At 71.1% G+C, this 18,237-nt stretch carries 18 protein-coding genes; 9 read left to right on the forward strand and 9 right to left on the reverse strand.

What is annotated here, in order from left to right:
• Positions 1–40: 40 nt before the first annotated feature.
• The 6 genes from gyrB to dnaA form a co-directional block, all read right to left on the reverse strand.
• The gene (gyrB, locus tag DFJ66_RS23760) at positions 41–2,011 is read right to left on the reverse strand and encodes a DNA topoisomerase (ATP-hydrolyzing) subunit B (RefSeq protein WP_121223904.1); all 1,971 of its coding nucleotides are present in this window, start codon (positions 2,009–2,011) and stop codon (positions 41–43) included.
• A gap of 252 nt (positions 2,012–2,263) precedes the next feature.
• The gene (locus DFJ66_RS23765) at positions 2,264–2,764 is read right to left on the reverse strand and encodes a DciA family protein (RefSeq protein WP_121223906.1); all 501 of its coding nucleotides are present in this window, start codon (positions 2,762–2,764) and stop codon (positions 2,264–2,266) included.
• Positions 2,765–2,882: 118 nt separating this feature from the next.
• Positions 2,883–3,998: a DNA replication/repair protein RecF gene (gene recF, locus DFJ66_RS23770; RefSeq protein ID WP_121223908.1), complete on the reverse strand. Its 1,116-nt coding sequence runs from the start codon at positions 3,996–3,998 to the stop codon at positions 2,883–2,885.
• Position 3,999: 1 nt separating this feature from the next.
• Positions 4,000–4,914 carry a phosphogluconate dehydrogenase (NAD(+)-dependent, decarboxylating) gene (gene gnd / locus DFJ66_RS23775; protein WP_121223910.1) on the reverse strand — a complete coding sequence of 305 codons (915 nt, stop codon included), beginning with the start codon at positions 4,912–4,914 and terminating at the stop codon, positions 4,000–4,002.
• A gap of 35 nt (positions 4,915–4,949) precedes the next feature.
• Positions 4,950–6,086, reverse strand: coding sequence for a DNA polymerase III subunit beta (dnaN, locus tag DFJ66_RS23780; protein ID WP_121223911.1), 1,137 nt, complete (start codon positions 6,084–6,086; stop codon positions 4,950–4,952).
• A gap of 1,418 nt (positions 6,087–7,504) precedes the next feature.
• A complete protein-coding gene (gene dnaA, locus DFJ66_RS23785; protein ID WP_121223913.1) occupies positions 7,505–9,073 on the reverse strand; it encodes a chromosomal replication initiator protein DnaA in 1,569 nt (522 codons plus the stop codon).
• A gap of 414 nt (positions 9,074–9,487) precedes the next feature.
• Between dnaA and rpmH the strand changes: the two genes are divergently transcribed.
• From rpmH to DFJ66_RS23810, 5 genes are read left to right on the forward strand one after another with little or no spacing between them, the layout of a single operon-like run.
• Complete coding sequence (gene rpmH, locus DFJ66_RS23790; protein ID WP_033428178.1) at positions 9,488–9,631, forward strand: 50S ribosomal protein L34; 144 nt, start codon at positions 9,488–9,490, stop codon at positions 9,629–9,631.
• A 13-nt stretch (positions 9,632–9,644) separates the two neighbouring features.
• Positions 9,645–10,046: a ribonuclease P protein component gene (rnpA, locus tag DFJ66_RS23795; protein WP_121223916.1), complete on the forward strand. Its 402-nt coding sequence runs from the start codon at positions 9,645–9,647 to the stop codon at positions 10,044–10,046.
• Positions 10,043–10,315 carry a membrane protein insertion efficiency factor YidD gene (gene yidD / locus DFJ66_RS23800; RefSeq protein WP_121223918.1) on the forward strand — a complete coding sequence of 91 codons (273 nt, stop codon included), beginning with the start codon at positions 10,043–10,045 and terminating at the stop codon, positions 10,313–10,315. Before rnpA ends, yidD begins: the two co-directional genes overlap by 4 nt.
• Positions 10,316–10,318: 3 nt before the next feature.
• Positions 10,319–11,317, forward strand: coding sequence for a membrane protein insertase YidC (gene yidC, locus DFJ66_RS23805; protein ID WP_121223920.1), 999 nt, complete (start codon positions 10,319–10,321; stop codon positions 11,315–11,317).
• A gap of 18 nt (positions 11,318–11,335) precedes the next feature.
• Positions 11,336–11,881 (forward strand): Jag family protein, encoded by a 546-nt coding sequence (locus DFJ66_RS23810; RefSeq protein ID WP_121223922.1) that lies wholly within the window; start codon positions 11,336–11,338, stop codon positions 11,879–11,881.
• A 70-nt stretch (positions 11,882–11,951) separates the two neighbouring features.
• On the opposite strand, the gene DFJ66_RS23815 is transcribed toward DFJ66_RS23810, so the two are convergent.
• Positions 11,952–12,395, reverse strand: a complete 444-nt coding sequence (locus DFJ66_RS23815) for a phosphatase domain-containing protein (protein ID WP_121223924.1) — start codon at positions 12,393–12,395, stop codon at positions 11,952–11,954.
• Between the two features lie 45 nt (positions 12,396–12,440).
• Between DFJ66_RS23815 and DFJ66_RS23820 the strand changes: the two genes are divergently transcribed.
• From DFJ66_RS23820 to DFJ66_RS23835, 4 genes are all read left to right on the forward strand, one after another.
• Positions 12,441–12,899, forward strand: a complete 459-nt coding sequence (locus DFJ66_RS23820; RefSeq protein WP_121223926.1) for an NUDIX hydrolase — start codon at positions 12,441–12,443, stop codon at positions 12,897–12,899.
• 161 nt (positions 12,900–13,060) lie between these two features.
• Positions 13,061–13,756, forward strand: coding sequence for a 16S rRNA (guanine(527)-N(7))-methyltransferase RsmG (gene rsmG, locus DFJ66_RS23825; protein WP_121223928.1), 696 nt, complete (start codon positions 13,061–13,063; stop codon positions 13,754–13,756).
• An 89-nt stretch (positions 13,757–13,845) separates the two neighbouring features.
• Positions 13,846–14,772: a ParA family protein gene (locus DFJ66_RS23830; protein ID WP_246030238.1), complete on the forward strand. Its 927-nt coding sequence runs from the start codon at positions 13,846–13,848 to the stop codon at positions 14,770–14,772.
• Entirely contained in the window at positions 14,769–15,746 is a 978-nt protein-coding gene (locus DFJ66_RS23835; RefSeq protein WP_121223930.1) for a ParB/RepB/Spo0J family partition protein, read from the forward strand. The genes DFJ66_RS23830 and DFJ66_RS23835 overlap by 4 nt, the downstream gene beginning before the upstream one ends.
• An 82-nt stretch (positions 15,747–15,828) precedes the next feature.
• Here the strand turns inward: DFJ66_RS23835 and DFJ66_RS23840 are convergent, their stop codons facing one another.
• Complete coding sequence (locus tag DFJ66_RS23840) at positions 15,829–16,773, reverse strand: D-alanine--D-alanine ligase family protein (RefSeq protein ID WP_121223932.1); 945 nt, start codon at positions 16,771–16,773, stop codon at positions 15,829–15,831.
• 12 nt (positions 16,774–16,785) lie between these two features.
• The gene (locus DFJ66_RS23845; RefSeq protein ID WP_121223934.1) at positions 16,786–18,102 is read right to left on the reverse strand and encodes an aminotransferase-like domain-containing protein; all 1,317 of its coding nucleotides are present in this window, start codon (positions 18,100–18,102) and stop codon (positions 16,786–16,788) included.
• Positions 18,103–18,237 lie beyond the last annotated feature (135 nt).

Raw genomic sequence — 18,237 nt, forward strand, 5'->3', positions numbered from 1 at the left:
CTTCCTCTTCGACTTCCGGCCTACGGGTGGTGGAGGGGACTCACACGTCCAGGAACCGGACGTCCTTGGCGTTGCGCGTGATGAAGCTGCGCCGCGCCTCGACGTCCTCGCCCATGAGCACGCTGAACAGCTCGTCGGCCGTGGCCGCGTCGTCCATCGTGACCTGGAGCAGCACCCGGTTGGCCGGGTCCATCGTCGTCTCCCACAGCTCCTCGGCGTTCATCTCGCCGAGGCCCTTGTAGCGCTGGATGTTGTCGTCCTTGCCGATCTTCTTGCCCGCCGCCAGGCCGCGCTCGATGAGGCCGTCGCGCTCCTTGTCGGAGTAGGCGTACTCCGGCTCGGCGCGCTGCCACTTGATCTTGTAGAGCGGCGGCGACGCGAGGTAGACGTGGCCGTGCTCGACCAGCGGGCGCATGAAGCGGAACAGCAGGGTCAGCAGCAGCGTGCGGATGTGCTGGCCGTCGACGTCGGCGTCGGCCATCAGCACGATCTTGTGGTAGCGCAGCTTGCTGAGGTCGAAGTCCTCGTGGATGCCGGTGCCCAGCGCGGTGATCAGCGACTGGACCTCGTTGTTCTTGAGCACGCGGTCGATGCGCGCCTTCTCCACGTTGATGATCTTGCCGCGGATCGGCAGGATCGCCTGGAACATGGAGTCCCGGCCCTCCTTGGCCGAGCCGCCCGCGGAGTCGCCCTCCACGATGTAGATCTCGCACTCCTCCGGGTTGGTGGAGCGGCAGTCCTTGAGCTTGCCGGGCAGGCCGCCGATGTCCAGCGCGCCCTTGCGGCGGACCAGCTCGCGGGCCTTGCGGGCGGCGATGCGGGCCTGCGCCGACGACACCGCCTTGGTGACGATGGTCTTGGCCTCGTTCGGGTGACGCTCGAACCAGTCGGCCAGGTGCTCGTTGGTGGACTTCTGCACGAACGACTTGGCCTCGCTGTTGCCCAGCTTGGTCTTGGTCTGGCCCTCGAACTGGGGCTCCTTGAGCTTGACCGAGATGATCGCGGCCAGGCCCTCGCGGATGTCGTCGCCGGTGAGGTTGGCGTCCTTCTCCTTGAGCAGCTTCTTGTCGCGCGCGTACTCGTTGACCACGCGGGTCAGCGCGGCGCGGAAGCCCTCCTCGTGGGTGCCGCCCTCGTGCGTGTTGATCGTGTTGGCGAAGGTGTACACCGAGGGCGTGTAGCCGGTGTTCCACTGCATCGCCACCTCGACCTCGAGCTCGTCGCCCTTGGCCTCGAACGCGATGACCTTCTGGTGCACGGCCTCGCGCGTGTGGTTGATGTGGCGGACGAAGTCCTCCAGGCCGCCGGGGTAGTGGAACGTGCGCTCGCGCACGCGTGCCACGTGGCCCTCGGCGTCGGCCTCCTCGTCCTCGGCCGGCACGCGCTCGTCGCGCAGGACGATGGTCAGGCCCTTGTTGAGGAACGCCATCTCCTGCAGCCGGCGGGAGATGGTCTCCAGGTTGTACTCGGTGGTCTCGAAGATCTCCGGGTCGGCCCAGAACGTGGTGTTCGTGCCGGTCTCGTCGGTCGGCGCGCCCTTGCGCAGCTCGTGCGCGGGTTTGCCCTGCTCGAAGCGCTGGTTCCACGTGAAACCGTCGCGCTTGACCTCGACGTCGACCGCCGTCGACAGCGCGTTGACCACGGAGATGCCGACGCCGTGCAGACCGCCGGACACCGCGTAGGAGTCGCTGTCGAACTTGCCGCCCGCGTGCAGGACGGTCATGACGACCTCCAGCGCGGGCCGGTTCTCCACCGGGTGGATGTCGACCGGCATGCCGCGGCCGTCGTCGACGACCCGGACACCGCCGTCGGCCAGCAGGGTCACCTCGACCTTGGTGGCGTAGCCCGCCATCGCCTCGTCGACGGAGTTGTCCACGACCTCCTGGATCAGGTGGTGCAGACCGCGCTCGCCGGTGGACCCGATGTACATGCCGGGCCGCTTGCGGACCGCCTCCAGGCCCTCTAGGACGGTGATCGAAGACGCGCTGTACTCATTCTTCTTGGCTGCCACGGGCCTGGTGTCTCCTCGGACTAACGGGCGACTCGCCACGAAGGGGTGTGACGCTGAGGGTGTGACGCTTGAGTCACGCTACCCCTCGATTCTACCGGGCGACGCCTCCAGAAACCCACCAAGGACACCCCTGGTTTGCTCACAGACGGGCCGAAGTGAACGCGGATGGGTCCGGACGGCCGTTGACGGGGTGCGAATCGCCTGGTGAGCGCTCACCGCGCCACAGGATCGCCGCTGAGCGCTTCGGGCGGCTCACCCGTAGGTGTCACGTGGTCCGCGTCCGGGAACGTGCAGCGGGCCGTAGCGCCAACTCGGCGCCGCCGGACCCTGCACCTTCAACCGCAGCACGACCCCGTTGCCGACGCCGGCGGCGATCTTCTTGAGCAGCTCGCGCTGGAGCAGCCGCAGCTGCGTGGCCCACGCGGTGGAGTCGGCCTGGACGGTCAGCTCGCCGTCACTGAACGCGACCGGCTGCGCGTGCTCGGCCACGTCCTCCCCGACCAGTTTCCCCCACCGCGCGAAGACCTGGCCGGCCGCGAGGCGCTCGGTCCACCCCCGGTCGGCGGCGAGCCGGGAGGCCAGCCGGCCCAGCGGCTGGGGGTCGCGGTCGTCGGGTCCGGCACCGGACCACGTGCGCCGCCGGCGGCGCGCTGCGGCACCGCCCCGAGCGCCCTTCCGGACACGCGCACCGCGTTCCTTCGCCGACGCGCGAGCCGCTTCGAGGGCCGCGCGGGCGAGGTCCGAACCCCGCAAACCACCCTCTGGTGTGAATTCAGGTGTGGACAGCTGCGCCTCTGTGGCCGAGTTATCCACACCATCCACAGGGTTGTCCCCAGATGTGGGTCCGATCACACCCTTTTGGGGGAGTGCGTCAGACACGGCGCACCTCCCCGTGCCCGACTTCGAACCGGAGGCCGTCCAACTCCTCCGGCACGTCCTCCGCGACCGCCGCGGTGATCAGCACCTGCTCCGCGCCGGCCGCCACCTTCGCCAGCTGCCGCCGCCGGCCGCGGTCGAGTTCGGCGAACACGTCGTCCAGGACGAGCACCGGTTCGGCGCCCTCCGCGCGCAGCAGCTCGTACCCGCCGAGCCGCAGGGCGAGGGCGAACGACCACGACTCTCCGTGACTGGCGTAGCCCTTCGCCGGCAGCTCGCCCAGCGCCAGGTCGAGGTCGTCGCGGTGCGGGCCGACGAGGCACACGCCCCGCTCGACCTCCTGCGACCGCACCCGGCGCAGCTCCGCCAGCAACGACTCCTCCAACGCGTCCCGATCATGCGTTCCGGGGAAAGCATCGCCCAGGCTCGACCGGTACGCGATCCGAGCCGGCCGCGACTCGGGCGCGACCTCGGCGTAGGCCGCCGCCACGTGCGGCGCGATGTCCGCGACCAGGTCCAACCGGCCCGCCAGCAGCTCCGCGCCGTGCCGCGCCAGGTGCCCGTCCCACACGTCCAGCGTCGAGATGTCCGCCGAGCGCGAGACCTTCACACTCTTCAACAACGCGCCACGCTGCTTGAGGACACGCTCGTAGTCGCTGCGCACGCCCGCGTACCTCGGCGACCGGGTGGTGAGCAGCTCGTCCATGAACCGCCGCCGCTCACCGGGGTCGCCGCGCACCAGCGCCAGGTCCTCCGGCGCGAACAGCACCGTCCGCAGGATGCCCAGCACGTCGCGCGGACGCGGCACCGGACCGCGGTTGATCCGCGCCCGGTTCGCCTTGCCCGCCGTGATCTCCAGCTCGACCAGCAGCTCGCGACCCTCGTTGACCACGGCCGCCCGCACCACCGCGCGCGGCGCGCCGTGCCGGATCAGCGGCGCGTCCGTCGCCACCCGGTGCGAACCGAGGGTGGCGACGTAGCCCAGCGCCTCGACCAGGTTCGTCTTGCCCTGGCCGTTGCGCCCGACGAGGACGCTCACCCCCGGCTCGAACGCCAGGTCCGCCTGCTCCCAGGACCGGAAGTCGGTCACCTGGAGGTGTCTGACGTACAACTCAGCTCTGCGTGGTGCCGGAGCCCGACGACGGACCGGCGGAGACCACCGCGTGCCCGCCGAACTGGTTGCGCAGCGCCGCGACCGCCCGCATCGCCGGCGAGTCGTCCTGCCGGGAGGCGAACCGGGCGAACAGCGCGGCGGAGATCACCGGCGCGGGCACCGCGTGGTTGATCGCCTCCTCGACGGTCCACCGGCCCTCGCCGGAGTCCTCGACGTGGCCGCGCAGGTCGTCCAGCTCCGGGTCCGACTCCAGCGCGCGGACCAGCAGGTCCAGCAGCCAGGACCGGACGACGGTGCCGCGCTGCCACGCCTTGATCGTGGCCGGCACGTTCTCGACGACCTTCGACGCCTCGAGCAGCTCGAAGCCCTCGGCGTAGGCCTGCATCAAGCCGTACTCGATGCCGTTGTGCACCATCTTCGCGAAGTGGCCCGCGCCGACCTTGCCGGCGTGCGCGAAGCCCTCCTCGCGCGGACCCTCCGGGCGCAGCGCGTCGAAGATCGGCATGGCCCGCTCGACGTGCGCGGCGTCGCCGCCGACCATCAGGCCGTAGCCGTTCTCCAGGCCCCACACGCCACCGGACACGCCGCAGTCCAGGTAGCCGATGCCCTTGGCGCCCAGCGCCTCGGCGTTCTTGGTGTCGTCGGTGAACCGCGAGTTGCCGCCGTCGATCACCAGGTCGCCCTCGGCCAGCAGCTCGCCGAGCTCGGCGATCGTCTGGCGGGTGATGTCACCGGCGGGCACCATCACCCACACGACGCGCGGCGCCTCCAGCTTGGCCACCATGTCGGCCAGCGAGTCGGCGTCGGTCACGTCCGGGTTCCGGTCGTAGCCCACCACCTCGTGGCCCGCGCGGCGAATCCGCTCGCGCATGTTGAACCCCATCTTGCCGAGGCCGACGAGTCCGAGCTGCACGGTGGTTCCTCTCCCCTGGAAGAAGTCTTGGTCGATCAGCCGGGCAGGCGCACGGGCATGAGAAGGTAGAGGTAACCCGGCGCCACGTTCCCATCCTCGTCCACCGGCTTGAGCAACGCCGGACGGCTGGGTGTGGTGAAGGACAAGTGGGCGCGAGGGGTGCGCACCGCCTGGAGGCCTTCGAGCAGGTACGCCGGGTTGAACGCGATGGTCACCGCGTCGCCGGTGTACTCGACCGGCAGCTCTTCCTCGGCGCTGCCCTCGTCGTCGCCGCCGGCCGACAGGCGCAGCACCGAGTCGACGAACTCCAGGCGCACCTGCGTGCCGCGCTCGGCGACCAGCGACACGCGCTTGATCGCCTGCACCAGCGTGTCCACCTCGATGACCGCGGCGGCCGAGTGCTCGGTCGGCAGCAGCTGGCGGTACTTGGGGAAGTCGGCGTCGAGCAGGCGGGTGGTGGTGCGGCGGCCCGTGCCGGACAGGCCCAGCAGACCGTCGTTGGCCGCGAGCGACAGCTCGACCTTCGCACCGGACGAGCCGAGCGTCTTCGCCGCGTCGTTCAGGGTCTTGGCCGGCACCAGCACCGCGACGTCACCGAGCTCGGCGTTGGGCGCCCAGTCGAACTCGCGCATCGCCAGCCGGAACCGGTCGGTCGCCACGAGGGTCAGCTTGCCCTCGCCGATCTCCAGGCGGACACCGGTCAGCATCGGCAGCGTGTCGTCCTTGCCCGCCGCGACCGCGACCTGGTTGACCGCCTCGCCGAACACCTCGCCCGGCAGCTCGCCGACGAGCTGCGGCATGGACGGCAGCTGCGGGTAGTCCTCGACCGGCATGGTCGGCAGGCTGAACCGGGCGCTGCCGCAGCTGATCGTCATCCGGGACCCGTCCACCGCGATCTCGACGGGGTGGTTGGGCAGCGCCTTGGTGATGTCGGCCAGCAGGCGTCCGCTGACGAGCGCCTTGCCACCGTCCGCGATGGTCGCCGGGACACCGCACTGGGCGGAGACCTCGTAGTCGAACCCGGAGACGGTGAGCGCGTCGCCCGACCCGTCCTCGGCCCCGGCATCGAGCAGCACGCCACCGAGCACCGGCACCGGCGGCCGGGACGGCAGGCTGCGCGCGACCCAGGCGACGGCGTCGGCCAGGCCGTCGCGCTCGACGCGGATCTTCATGAGGCGTCCTTTCTCAAGTTCCTCAAGTCGGCATGCCCCACAACAGCAGGCGTTGCGCGGTGGGGTTCGGGGAGCCGCGTCCCTCGCCGGAGGAAGTTCCGACCCTCGGCGCGGAGGCTCCACCGTAGAGCGTCCTCGGGTACTTCGTCACCTCGGGGCGCACCCGGGTGTCGCCCCGGGTGCGAGCCCTGTCCCCGGGTGTCCCCGCCGGCTGTTTTTTCTTTGTTCATCTCTTCAAGGGAAGACAACAGCAACAGCAGTAAGGGCTGTGGACAGTGTGGACAACGCCCGTTCCCGCTGCTCGTCGCCCGGATGGAGGTGTGGACGGACACGGGTCGTCACCCGGGGACAGATCGCCGCCCCCGGGGAGAACTACGGCGGTGGTCCGTTCGGTCCACAGATGAGCCGAGTTGTCCCCAGCGCCATCCCCGGGTGTGGGTCGAGTTCTCCCCGGGTGCTGCACAGGGTGATCGTGGCCCGAATCTCCCCCGATCGTTGCTTTTGGCGGCCCTGTGGACAGTTCGTAGCCCGCGGTTCACCCGCAGAACCCAGGGCGCACCCACCCCTGGCAGCCCCCACCACCCCACCCCGAAGCCCACCACCCGACCACCTCACGAGCCCCCACCCGCCCCTGGGCACACCGCCACCCGCCCCGGGCGCACCGACCGCCCCGCCCCCGGGGCCACCCACCCCGCCCCCGGGTACACGCGCCCGCCGAGACCGACACCCCACCCCGGCCGACACCGCCCCGGGGGCGAACGACCGGCCACCGGACCTCGCGGCCACCGGACGGCGCGGCCACCGGACGGCGCGGCGGGTCGGCGACAGGGCAGCGGGCGGCGGGTACCTCGCGGCCCGAGTGGCGCGGAAGGCAGGGCGCGTGGGCGGCGGCGCGCGGGGAGGCAGAGAGGGGGCAGGCAGGCAGGCGGGCAGGCAGGCGGGCGGGCGGGCAGGCGGGCAGGCGGGCGGGCAGGCAGAGAGCGAGCGCGGGCAAGCGGGCGCGGCGAGCGCCGATAGGTGGAAGGCGAGCGCGGGGCGCGGGCGAGCGGGCAGGCGCCGACAGGCGGGGCCAGCGCGGGCGGGGCGCGGGCAGGCAGGTGCCGGCAGGCGCGGCGTCGGCGGCAGCGTGCGGCCAGGCGGGGCGTGGGCGGCAGCGCCTGGGGTGCGGGTGGCGGCGTGCGGGGTGTGGGGTGGCGCGGCGGGCGGCGGAACCGGCCGGATTGTCGTACCCCTCTGGGACAATGGTGATCGGGGGCCGGAGGCCGCCGGAGGCCGAGGCCGCGCCAGGTCAGCCGCGCGGCACGCTGGCGAGATGCGACCGGCCGGGGTACGCGCAAGCGTTTGCGGCAGTCAGCCGGGAGATGGGTGCCGCAAAGCAGAGCGCGGAGCCGTGTGCCCCGCGCCCGCGGAAGTCACCGTCAGGGGGTGTGGCGCGCCCGCTGCTTGATGCGGGACGTCAGTTCCTGCACCTGCTCGTACACGCGCCGACGCTCGGCCATCTCCTTGCGGATCTTCTTGTCCGCGTGCATGACCGTCGTGTGGTCGCGGCCGCCGAACGTCTGGCCGATCTTCGGCAGGGACAGATCGGTCAGCTCCCGGCACAGGTACATGGAGATCTGCCGGGCCTGCGCCAGCACCTTCGTCTTGCCCGGCCCGCACAGGTCGTCGATCGTCACGCCGAAGAACTCCGCCGTCACCGCCATGATCGTCGGCGCGGTGATCTCCGGTGCGTGCGAGTCGGGGATCAGGTCGCGGAGCACTATCTCGGCGAGTTGCACGTCCACCGGCTGCCGGTTGAGCGACGCGAACGCCGTCACCCGGATCAGCGCGCCCTCCAACTCGCGGATGTTGCGCTCGATCCTCGCGGCGATGAACTCCAGCACCTCGGCGGGCGCCGCCAACCGGTCCTGGGCCGCCTTCTTGCGCAGGATCGCGATCCGGGTCTCGAGCTCGGGCGGCTGGATGTCCGTGATCAGGCCCCACTCGAACCGGGTGCGCAGCCGGTCCTCCAGCGTCTCCAGCCGCTTGGGCGGCCGGTCGGAGGACACGACGATCTGCTTGTTCGAGTTGTGCAGGGTGTTGAACGTGTGGAAGAACTCCTCCTGCGTGCCTTCCTTGCCCTCCAGGAACTGGATGTCGTCCACCAGGAGCACGTCGATGTCCCGGTAGCGGCGCTGGAAGGCGACCTTGCGGTCGTCGCGCAGGGAGTTGATGAAGTCGTTGGTGAACTCCTCCGTGGACACGTACCGCACCCGCATCCCGGGGAACAGCCGCTGGGCGTAGTGCCCGACGGCGTGCAGCAGGTGGGTCTTGCCCAGGCCCGACTCGCCCCAGATGAACAGCGGGTTGTACGCGCGCGCCGGTGCCTCGGCGACCGCGACCGCCGCCGCGTGGGCGAAGCGGTTGGACGCGCCGATCACGAAGGTGTCGAAGTTGTACTTCTCGTTGAGCCGGGTCTGCGAGGACGCCGGGTTCGCGGGCCGGGTGAACGGCATCCCGCTCGGCGCGCCGCCACCGCCGCCGAACGTCGGCCAGATCTCGGTGACCGTGGCGAGGGCGTCGCCCTCCTCGTCGACCTCTTCGTCGGTCTCCGCCTCCTCGCCGACGACGACCCCGGCCCCGGGGACCGCGACGGGCAGCTCCGGCGCCGACACCCCGTTCGTGGGTACCCCGTTCGGGGGGACGGGCACGGGGATGGGCGTGGTGGGCGGACCGTTGACCGGCTCCGGCGAGTCGACCTTCACCGCCAGCGACACGGCCCGGCCGAGGCGGCGGGACAGGGCGGCGGTGATCGGGTCGCGCAGCGCCCGCTCGATGGCTTCCTTGGCGAACTCGGACGGCGCGGCCAGCAGCGCGGTGCCGTCGAGCAGGCCGATGGGACGGGTCACGCGCATCCAGGCGCGTTGCTGCGGTGACAGCGTGCTGGCGGCCAGCTCCTGCACGACCTGTTCCCACACGAGACCCAGATCGGCCTGGTGGTCGGACACCTCCGCGCTCCCCTCCCCTCGGTGTGACTCCCCCGCGGTCAGCCCCGGGGGACTTCCACGACGTGGACACGGAGAATAGAGGCATCCACAGAGTTATCCACAACTGTGCACGAACGCGCGTCGGAGCGCAGCGGTTTGGCGGTCCTCGCCGACGCTGCGTCGGCCTCGGCATCCCGCGAAGGCAGCACGCTAACAAGGTGCGGGCTCTGCCACAAGACGTCGGTCGTCGCAAGCGTTTTCCGTGCCCGGTCGGTCTCGGACGGTGGCCCGCGACCGGGCCGGGGAGGACCCCGATTTGGGACTCGCCCCCGGGGCCGCGTACCCTGGACCGGTCTCCGATTGCGAGGCGTGCTCTTCGCGCGCCCTATGAACGGCCGGGGACCACCACAGACGTTAAGCATCGGGAGTCCGACCGTGAGCAAGGGTAAGCGCACCTTCCAGCCCAACAACCGCCGCCGCGCGAAGACGCACGGCTTCCGGCTGCGTATGCGCACCCGTGCCGGTCGCGCCATCCTGGCCGCGCGCCGCAGCAAGGGCCGCAAGCAGCTCTCCGCCTGATCGCCGCAGCGCCGTGCTTCCCGCGGCCAACCGGCTGACCCGCAGCCAGGACTTCGGCCTGGTGGTCCGCCGAGGCCGCCGGGCCGGCCGGCCCCGGCTGGTCGTGCACGCCCTCGTGCCGACCCCAGCGGCAACCCCGGTCGCGGCGGACGACGCCACGGCCGGGTCACGTACGTCGGCGCAGCCCACCTTGGACGTGCAGTCCAAGGTGGGCTTCGTCGTGAGCAAGGCCGTGGGCAACTCCGTGGTCCGGCACCGGGTGAGCCGCAGGCTCCGCCACGTCGTGCGGGACCGGCTGCCCGGCCTCCCCCCGGGCTCGTCGCTGGTCGTGCGGGCGTTGGCCCCGGCGGCGACGGCGAGCAGCGCCGACCTGGCCGCCGACCTCGACGCGGCGCTGCGCAGGCTGCTGCGATGACCACCACCCGAGTGAGCCCCGTGACGCGGGCACTGCTGCTGCCGATCCACTTCTACCGGCGGTTCATCTCCCCCGCGTTGCCCCCGACCTGCCGTTTCCACCCGAGTTGCAGCACGTACGCGGTGGAGGCGCTGACCGTCCACGGCCCGCTGCGCGGCTCTTGGCTGGCCCTGCGCCGGCTGCTGCGCTGCGGACCCTGGCACCCTGGTGGCCTGGACCCCGTTCCGCCGAGGCGAACCACGGTCCCCGACGTTTCTGCCGAGGAGTAGCTAGTGCTCAACTTCATCTACTACCCGGTGTCCTTCATCCTGTGGTGTTGGCACTGGGTGTTCGGACACGTCTTCGGCGAGTCGAGCGGGTTCGCGTGGGCGCTGTCCGTGGTGTTCCTGGTCTTCACGCTGCGCGCGCTGCTGTTCAAGCCGTTCGTCGGCCAGGTGCGCTCCATGCGGAAGATGCAGGCCTTCGCCCCCGAGATCCAGAAGATCAAGAAGAAGTACCCGAACGACAAGCAGCGCCAGGCCCAGGAGATGCAGAAGCTCCAGGCCGAGCACGGCGTGAACCCGCTCGGCGGCTGCCTGCCGATGCTGGTGCAGATCCCGGTGTTCATCGGCCTGTTCCACGTGCTGCGCTCGTTCAAGCCCGGTTGGGGCGAGGTGTACTTCTTCGACGCGCAGGGCGTGGAGTCGTTCGTCAACGCCAAGCTCTTCGGCGTCAACCTGTCGACGTTCATCACGATGCCCGCCGACCAGCTCGCGCAGTTCGGCACCGAGCGCACCTCGGTGCTCTACGTCGCCATCCCGCTGATGATCGTCGCGTCGATCGCCACGCACTTCACCGCGCGGCACTCGGTGGCCCGCCAGACGCAGGCCGCCGCGGAGAACCCGCAGACCGCGATCATGAACAAGCTGACGCTGTACATCTTCCCGCTGGGCGTGCTCGTCGGTGGTCTCTTCTTCCCCATCGCGATCCTGCTGTACTGGCTGAGCAACAACGGGTGGACCCTCGGCCAGCAGTACGTCGTGTACCACCGCATCGACCGCGAGGAAGCGGCGAAGAAGGAAGCGGTCGTCGAGAAGCGCCAGGCGCTCGCGCCGCGGCCGGGTGCGAAGCCGAAGCCGGGCGCCAAGCCCGCCGCCGCTCCGGCCAAGAAGGTGCAGGACACGCCGCCGTCGGACGAGCAGGCCGGCAACGGCAAGCCGTCCACCGAGATTCCCGGTCTGAGCCCAGACCGATCCCCGAGCAAGAAGCAGGGCAACAAGAAGCGTCGTTGACCCTGGAGAGGAGACATCGTGTCGGAGACGTTGCAGGCGACCGACGTGGACGCGGCGCCGGAGGCGGACGAGGCCCCGCCGGCGCGGTCGGGGAGTTCGGAGGACCTGCTCGTCCAAGAGGGCGACATCGCGGGCGACTACCTGGAGCGGCTGCTCGACCTGCTCGACTACGACGGTGACATCGACCTCGACGTCGAGGCCGGTCGGGCGATCGTCAGCATCGACGGCGGCGACGACCTGGAGAAGCTGGTCGGCCCCCGCGGGAGCGTGCTGGAGTCGTTGCAGGAGCTGACCCGGCTCGCGGTGCAGCAGGAGACTGGCGTGCGCAGCCGGCTGATGCTGGACATCGCGGGCTGGCGCGCGAACCGCCGGGCCGAGCTGGCCGAGCTGGGCCGGACGACGGCGGAGAAGGTCGCCGCGTCGGGCGAGAAGGTGCGGCTGCACCCGATGACGCCGTTCGAGCGGAAGGTCGTGCACGACGCCGTCGCCGCTGTGGCGGGCGTGCACAGCGAGAGCGAGGGCGAGGAGCCGCAGCGCCGGGTCGTGGTGCTGCCCAAGCCCTGAGCGGAGCTTGCCGGAGCGGCCCTCGGTTTCACGTGAAACCGAGGGCCGCTTTTCTACGTCCGGACTTCTGCTACGCCCGGACGCGGCGGGCGAAGTCGTCGAGCCATGCCCGTTGCTCGTCGGTCTCGGGCACCTCCCGCCCACGCGCCTCCGCGATCGCCTGCCAGGCCCCGGCGGGCTCCGCACCGTCGAGGACGAGGAGCGCCGCCGCGATGAGCGACGAGCGGCCGATGCCGCCCCAGCAGTGGACCACGACGTGCCGCCCGGCGCGGACGTCGGCGGCCAGGCGGTGGAGTTCCGCGTCGAGGTCGGCCGGCACCCCGAAGTCCGGGATCGGGAGGTGGCGGTAGTCGCGGGCCGCGTCGGGCGCGTCCGCCAGGTCGAGCTCGGCGATCTCGTCGTCGGTCAGGGCGCAGACGACGACGTCCACGCCGGCCGCCGTCCAGCGCTCGACCTCGGCGACGTCCTCCGGGTGTGCGGCGGTGCTGAGTCGTCCTGGGCGGACCACGTACATCGAAAACCCTTCCCCTCGCCGTGTTTCACGTGAAACGGTCCGGTCATGACTGAGATCATCCGGAAGCTCCGCGTGGCTGCGTACGCCGTCATCGTCCGGGACGACGAGATCCTGCTGTCACGGTGGCTGGGGCCGGAGCGGCCGATGTGGATCCTGCCCGGCGGCGGGGTGGACCACGGCGAGGACCCGTACGACGCCGTCATCCGCGAGGTCTTCGAGGAGACCGGGTACAAGGCGGAGGTGCGTCGGCTGCTCGGCATCCAGAACGTCCACGGTCCGCTCAACCAGGACGGCGTGGACGTGGACTACCACCGGATCCGCATCCTCTACGAGGCGGAGGTCGTGGGCGGCGAGCTGACCTTCGAAGTGGGCGGCTCGACCGACCGGGCGGGGTGGTTCCCGCTCTCCGAGGTCCCCGCGCTCGACCACGTCGAGTCGGTCGACATCGGGTTGGAGATGTTCCGGAAGCGTCCCGAGGACGGCCGGATTGCTCGTTTCACGTGAAACACGGTCGTTCTGGTCACGTCGATTTGGCGTGTCGCCGGGGTGATCCGTCATAGTGGGCGTCGGCACAGTTGGGGGGCGCGCTGACGCCCCCGCGCAGCCCCCCCATCACCCACCCGGCTCGACACCCGCCGTGTGGTTTCACGTGAAACGACGGAGACATGGCCGGAGATGTGGAAGACCGCGCGAAGCGGGTCTTCGGTGACCACTACCCCAAGGCGGTCGCCTTCACGAAGCTGCTCGCGGAGCAGGGCGTCGAGCGCGGGCTCATCGGCCCGCGCGAGGTGGACCGGCTCTGGGAGCGGCACGTCCTCAACTCGGCGGTCGTGGCGGAGTTGTTCCCCGCCGGCAGCCGCGTCGTGGACGTAGGCTCTGGGGCGGGCCTGCCGGGCATCCCCCTGGCGATCGCGCGACCGGACCTCGACCTGACCCTCCTCGAACCGATGGCTCGACGGGTGGCGTGGCTGACCGAGGTCGTGGAGGCGCTCGGGCTCGACGTCGACGTGGTGCGCGGGCGAGCCGAGGAGGGTCCGGTGCGGGAGCGGCTGTCCGGCAGCGACGCCGTGACCGCTCGCGCCGTCGCACCCCTGGAGCGCCTCGCCCGGTGGTGCCTGCCGCTGCTGCGCCCCGGTGGACGGCTGGTGGCCCTCAAGGGTGAGAGTGCCGCGGAAGAGATCGAACGTGACGCCGAGGCGGTGCGGCGGGCCGGTGGCGTCCGGCCCGCCGTGACCGTCTGCGGCGCCGACGTCCTGGAAGTGCCGACGACCGTCGTGCTGGTGGAGCGCGACGAGACGAGCCGCCGCACCGGCCCGCGCCGACCGGTGAGGGCGGCGACCAGACCACGGAAGGATCGGTGACCGTGTACCCCGACCCCCTGCAACCGGTGTTCCAAGCGGCCGGTGTTTCACGTGAAACAGAACAGGGCGCGGTGGGTGCGGGCGAGGTCCTGCGCCCCAGCCCGACCGACCCGACCGTGAGCGACAACGCAGGAGACAGCACCGTGTGGACCCCGATCGCGGAAGAGGCGGCACGCGCCACGCGCGTCCTCCACCCCGACTCCCTCCAGCTCCCCTCGCCGTCCCACCGCCGCGTCCTGACCGTGGCGAACCAGAAGGGCGGCGTCGGCAAGACGACGAGCACGGTGAACCTGGCCGCCGCGCTCGCCATCCACGGGCTCAAGGTCCTCGTGATCGACCTCGACCCGCAGGGGAACGCGAGCACCGCCCTGGCCGTCGAGCACCGCTCCGGCACGCCCTCGGTCTACGAGGTGCTGATCGGCGAGATGTCGGTCGCCGAGGCCGCTCAGGTCAGCAACCAGTCCCCCAACCTGTACTGCGTCCCGGCCACGATCGACCTCGCCGGCGCGGAGATCGAACTCGTCTCCATGGTGGCCCGCGAGTCCCGCCTGAAGGAGGCGCTGAGCCCCGAGGCGCTGGACCCGATCCGCCCGGACTACGTGTTCATCGACTGCCCGCCGTCGCTCGGTCTGCTGACCGTCAACGCGATGGTCGCCGCGCAGGAGGTCCTGATCCCGATCCAGTGCGAGTACTACGCGCTGGAGGGTCTGGGGCAGCTGCTGCGCAACATCGAACTGGTCCAGGCGCACCTCAACCCGACGCTGAACGTGTCCACCATCCTGCTCACCATGTACGACGGCCGCACCAAGCTGGCCGACCAGGTGACCAGCGAGGTGCGCGGCCACTTCGGCGACACGGTCCTCAAAACGGTGATCCCGCGCAGCGTGAAGGTCTCGGAGGCACCAGGATTCGGTCAGACGGTGCTCACCTACGATCCCGGCTCACGGGGCGCGATGAGCTACCTGGACGCAGCGAGGGAGATCGCCGAGCGCGGCGCGGAGATGGAGTCGGCATGACGGAGCAGCGCAAGGGTGGACTCGGCCGCGGGCTCGCGGCCCTGATCCCGAGCGGACCCCCGGCGGGTGCGCCGACCCCGATCCGGGCCGTCCCGAACGGCGCCACCCCTGCGCCCTCCCCCGCACCCTCGGCGTCGGGTGAGGTGGCGGGGGCGGTGTACCAGGAGCTGCCGGTCACCGCCATCCGCACGAACCCGAAGCAGCCGCGGCAGGTCTTCGACGAGGACGCGCTGCGCGAGCTGGAGCACTCGATCCGCGAGTTCGGCCTCATGCAGCCGATCGTGGTGCGGGAGATCGGCCCGGACTCCTACGAGCTGGTGATGGGCGAGCGCCGCTGGCGGGCGACCCAGCTGGCGGGGTTGAAGACCATCCCGGCGATCGTGCGGCAGACCGCCGACGACGTGATGCTGCGCGACGCGCTGCTGGAGAACATCCACCGCGTCCAGCTCAACCCGTTGGAAGAGGCGGCGGCCTACCAGCAGCTGCTGGAGGAGTTCGGCGTCACCCACGAGGAGCTGGCGGACCGCATCGGCCGCAGCCGGCCGGTGGTGACCAACACGATCCGCCTGCTGAAGCTGCCCCTCCCCGTGCAGCGGCGGGTGGCGGCCGGCGTCCTGTCGGCCGGGCACGCGCGGGCGCTGCTCGGCCTGGACGACCCGGGCGCGCAGGAGGAGCTGGCGACCCGGATCGTGGCCGAGGGCATGTCGGTCCGCGCGACCGAGGAGGCGGTGACCCTCGCGAAGTCGGCCGAGCCCGCGAAGGCGAAGCAGGCGCGGCGCAAGCCGATCCAGGCGCCGGGGTTGCAGGAGCTGGCGGAGCGGCTGTCGGACAACTTCGACACGCGCGTGAAGGTCGAACTGGGTCAGCGGAAGGGCCGGATCGTGGTCGAGTTCGGGTCGGTGGACGACCTCGAACGGATCATCACGCTCATGGCGCCGGAAGCGACAAATCGGACACGTTCGACGGACGTGTGATCACCCACGGGTCTTATGTCACGGTGACGATTGCGCCCCGCATCCGAACGGATACGGGGCGCAATCAGTATGCAAAGGTGTTTCAGCGGGCCAACGCGCGCTCGATCAGGCCCGCGTAGATCTCCCCCAACGACTGGCCGGCCGCCTCCACCGCCATCGGCAGCAGCGAGGTCTCGGTGAGACCCGGCGACACGTTCACCTCGAGGAAGTACACAGTCCCGTCCGGCGCCACGATCGCGTCTGTCCGCGACACGTCCCGCAGGCCCAACAGCCGGTGCGCGGACACCGCCAGTTCGCCGACCGCCTGCGCCGCTTTCTCGTCCAGCCGAGCCGGTGCGTGGAAGTCGGTCAGGCCGGCCGTGTAGCGCGCGGTGTAGTCGTAGACGCCGTTCTCCGGCACGATCTCCACCGGCGGCAGGGCGCGGGGACCGTCCGGCCCGTCCACGACCGCCACGGCCACCTCGACGCCCTCGACGTACCGCTCCGCCAGCACGGTGTCCCCGTACGCCAGGCACCCCACCATCGCCGCGGGCAGCTCGGCCGCCTCGCGCACGACCTGAGCACCCAGCGCCGAGCCACCCTGGTCCGGCTTGAGCATCAGCGGCAGCCCGAGCTGGTCCACCATCGCGTCCAGCACCGGCTGCGCGCCCAGCTCGCGGAACGTCGCGTGCGGCAGCACCGCCCACTCCGGCGTCGCCAGGCCGGCCCGCGCCAGTTCCGCCTTCGCGGTCGGCTTGTCCCACGCCCGGCGGCACGCCCGCGAGTCCGTGCCCACGAACGGCACGCCCACCAGCTCCAGGACGGTCTGCACCGACCCGTTCTCGCCCTCACCGCCGTGCAGCGCCACCACGACGGCGTCCGGCCGGTGCTCGCGCAACCGCGTGAGGAGCTGGGCGTCGGCGTCCCACTCCTCCACGACGAGACCGGCCGAACGCAGCGCGGCGGACAGCCTGCGACCGGATCGCAGGGACACCTCCCGCTCGTGCGACAGGCCCCCGGACAGCACCGCGACCCAATGGTCGGACAACTTCGCTCCTAATCAGGCAGTGTCGGGCGAGGGGGTTTGCGGACCCGAGAGGTGCCGGGGCGTCGACGGCCCGAACGTCTCGTGCAGCTCCAGCTCGTCCTTGATCACGTTGGCCAGCCGGCGCACGCCCTCGCGGATGCGCTCGGGCGTCGGGTAGCAGTACGAGATGCGCAGCTGCCGGCTGCCCAGCCCGTCCGCGTAGAACCCGGTGCCGGACGCGTACGCCACCCGCTGCGTGATGGCGCGCGGCAGCATGGCTTTGGTGTCGATGCCCTCGGGCACGGTCAGCCACACGTAGAAGCCGCCGTTGGGCTTGTTCCACGTGGAACCAAGCGGCATGTGCTGCTCGAGCGCCTCGATGGCCGCGTCACGCCGCTCCCGGTAGGCCTCGCGGTAGGTCTTGATCTGGCCCTTCCAGTCGTGCGTCGACAGGTACCGCGACACGACGAGCTGGTTGAACGTGGGCGGGCACAGCGTGGCCGACTCGGCGGCCAGCACCAGCTTCTCGCGCACCGCGTGCGGCGCGAGCACCCAGCCCACGCGCAGGCCGGCGGCGAAGGTCTTGGAGAAGGAGCCCAGGTAGACCACGTTGTCCGGGTCGGTCGACCGCAGCGCCGGGTAGGTCACGCCGTCGAAGCCGAGCAGCCCGTACGGGTTGTCCTCGACCACGAGGATGCCGTTCTCGCGGCAGATCTCCAGCACCTCGGTCCGGCGCTCCACAGCGAGCGTCACGCCGGCCGGGTTGTGGAAGTTCGGGATCGTGTAGAGGAACTTCACCCGCTGCCCCGCTCGGGCGACGGCGGCGATGGCCTCGCGCAACGCCTGGGGCACGAGGCCATCGGCGTCCATGGCCACGTGCACGACGTTGGCCTGGTAGGCGGAGAACGAGCCGAGCGCGCCCACGTACGACGGGCCTTCGGCCAGCACGACGTCACCCGGGTCGCAGAAGATCCGGGTCACCATGTCCAGGCCCATCTGGGAGCCCACGGTGACCACGACGTCGTCCGGGTGGGCGTTGATGCCCTCCAGGGCCATGACCTCGCAGATCTGCTCGCGCAGCTCCGGGATGCCCTGCGCCGAGCCGTACTGGAGCGCGACCAGGCCGTCCGTGGCGACCACGTCCGCGACCTCGGTCGCGAGCGAGTCGAGGGGCAGTGCCGCCAGGTGGGGCATCCCTCCCGCCAGGGACACCACCTCGGGCCGGCTTGCCACCGCGAACAGCGCCCGGATCTCCGATGCCGTCATCCCCGCCGTGCGCGCCGCGTACCGGCGCAGGTGGGGATCGAGGCTTCTGGCACCCTGCTTCGGGGGCTGTCCGGGTAGGTTCACGGGGAACTCCGAGGTAGTAGCGGTTACCGGCGGGTTTGTTCCCGGCTGAGTGTAACCGCCGTCCCGTTCGGGGCATGTGCCTTCCGGGCGGGGGTCACATCCGCCTATCCTCGTAGGGGTTGCATTCGGGGGTTG

The sequence above is a fragment of the Saccharothrix variisporea genome (assembly GCF_003634995.1).
Lineage (GTDB): Bacteria > Actinomycetota > Actinomycetes > Mycobacteriales > Pseudonocardiaceae > Actinosynnema > Actinosynnema variisporeum.

Bases quoted from the DNA above. Each gene is read 5' to 3' on its own strand.
- yidD (WP_121223918.1), top strand. From the start codon at position 10,043: ATGACCACCACCCGAGTGAGCCCCGTGACGCGGGCACTGCTGCTGCCG.
- DFJ66_RS23815 (WP_121223924.1), bottom strand. From the start codon at position 12,395: ATGTACGTGGTCCGCCCAGGACGACTCAGCACCGCCGCACACCCGGAG.
- DFJ66_RS23835 (WP_121223930.1), top strand. From the start codon at position 14,769: ATGACGGAGCAGCGCAAGGGTGGACTCGGCCGCGGGCTCGCGGCCCTG.
- rsmG (WP_121223928.1), top strand. From the start codon at position 13,061: ATGGCCGGAGATGTGGAAGACCGCGCGAAGCGGGTCTTCGGTGACCAC.
- DFJ66_RS23820 (WP_121223926.1), top strand. From the start codon at position 12,441: ATGACTGAGATCATCCGGAAGCTCCGCGTGGCTGCGTACGCCGTCATC.
- dnaN (WP_121223911.1), bottom strand. From the start codon at position 6,086: ATGAAGATCCGCGTCGAGCGCGACGGCCTGGCCGACGCCGTCGCCTGG.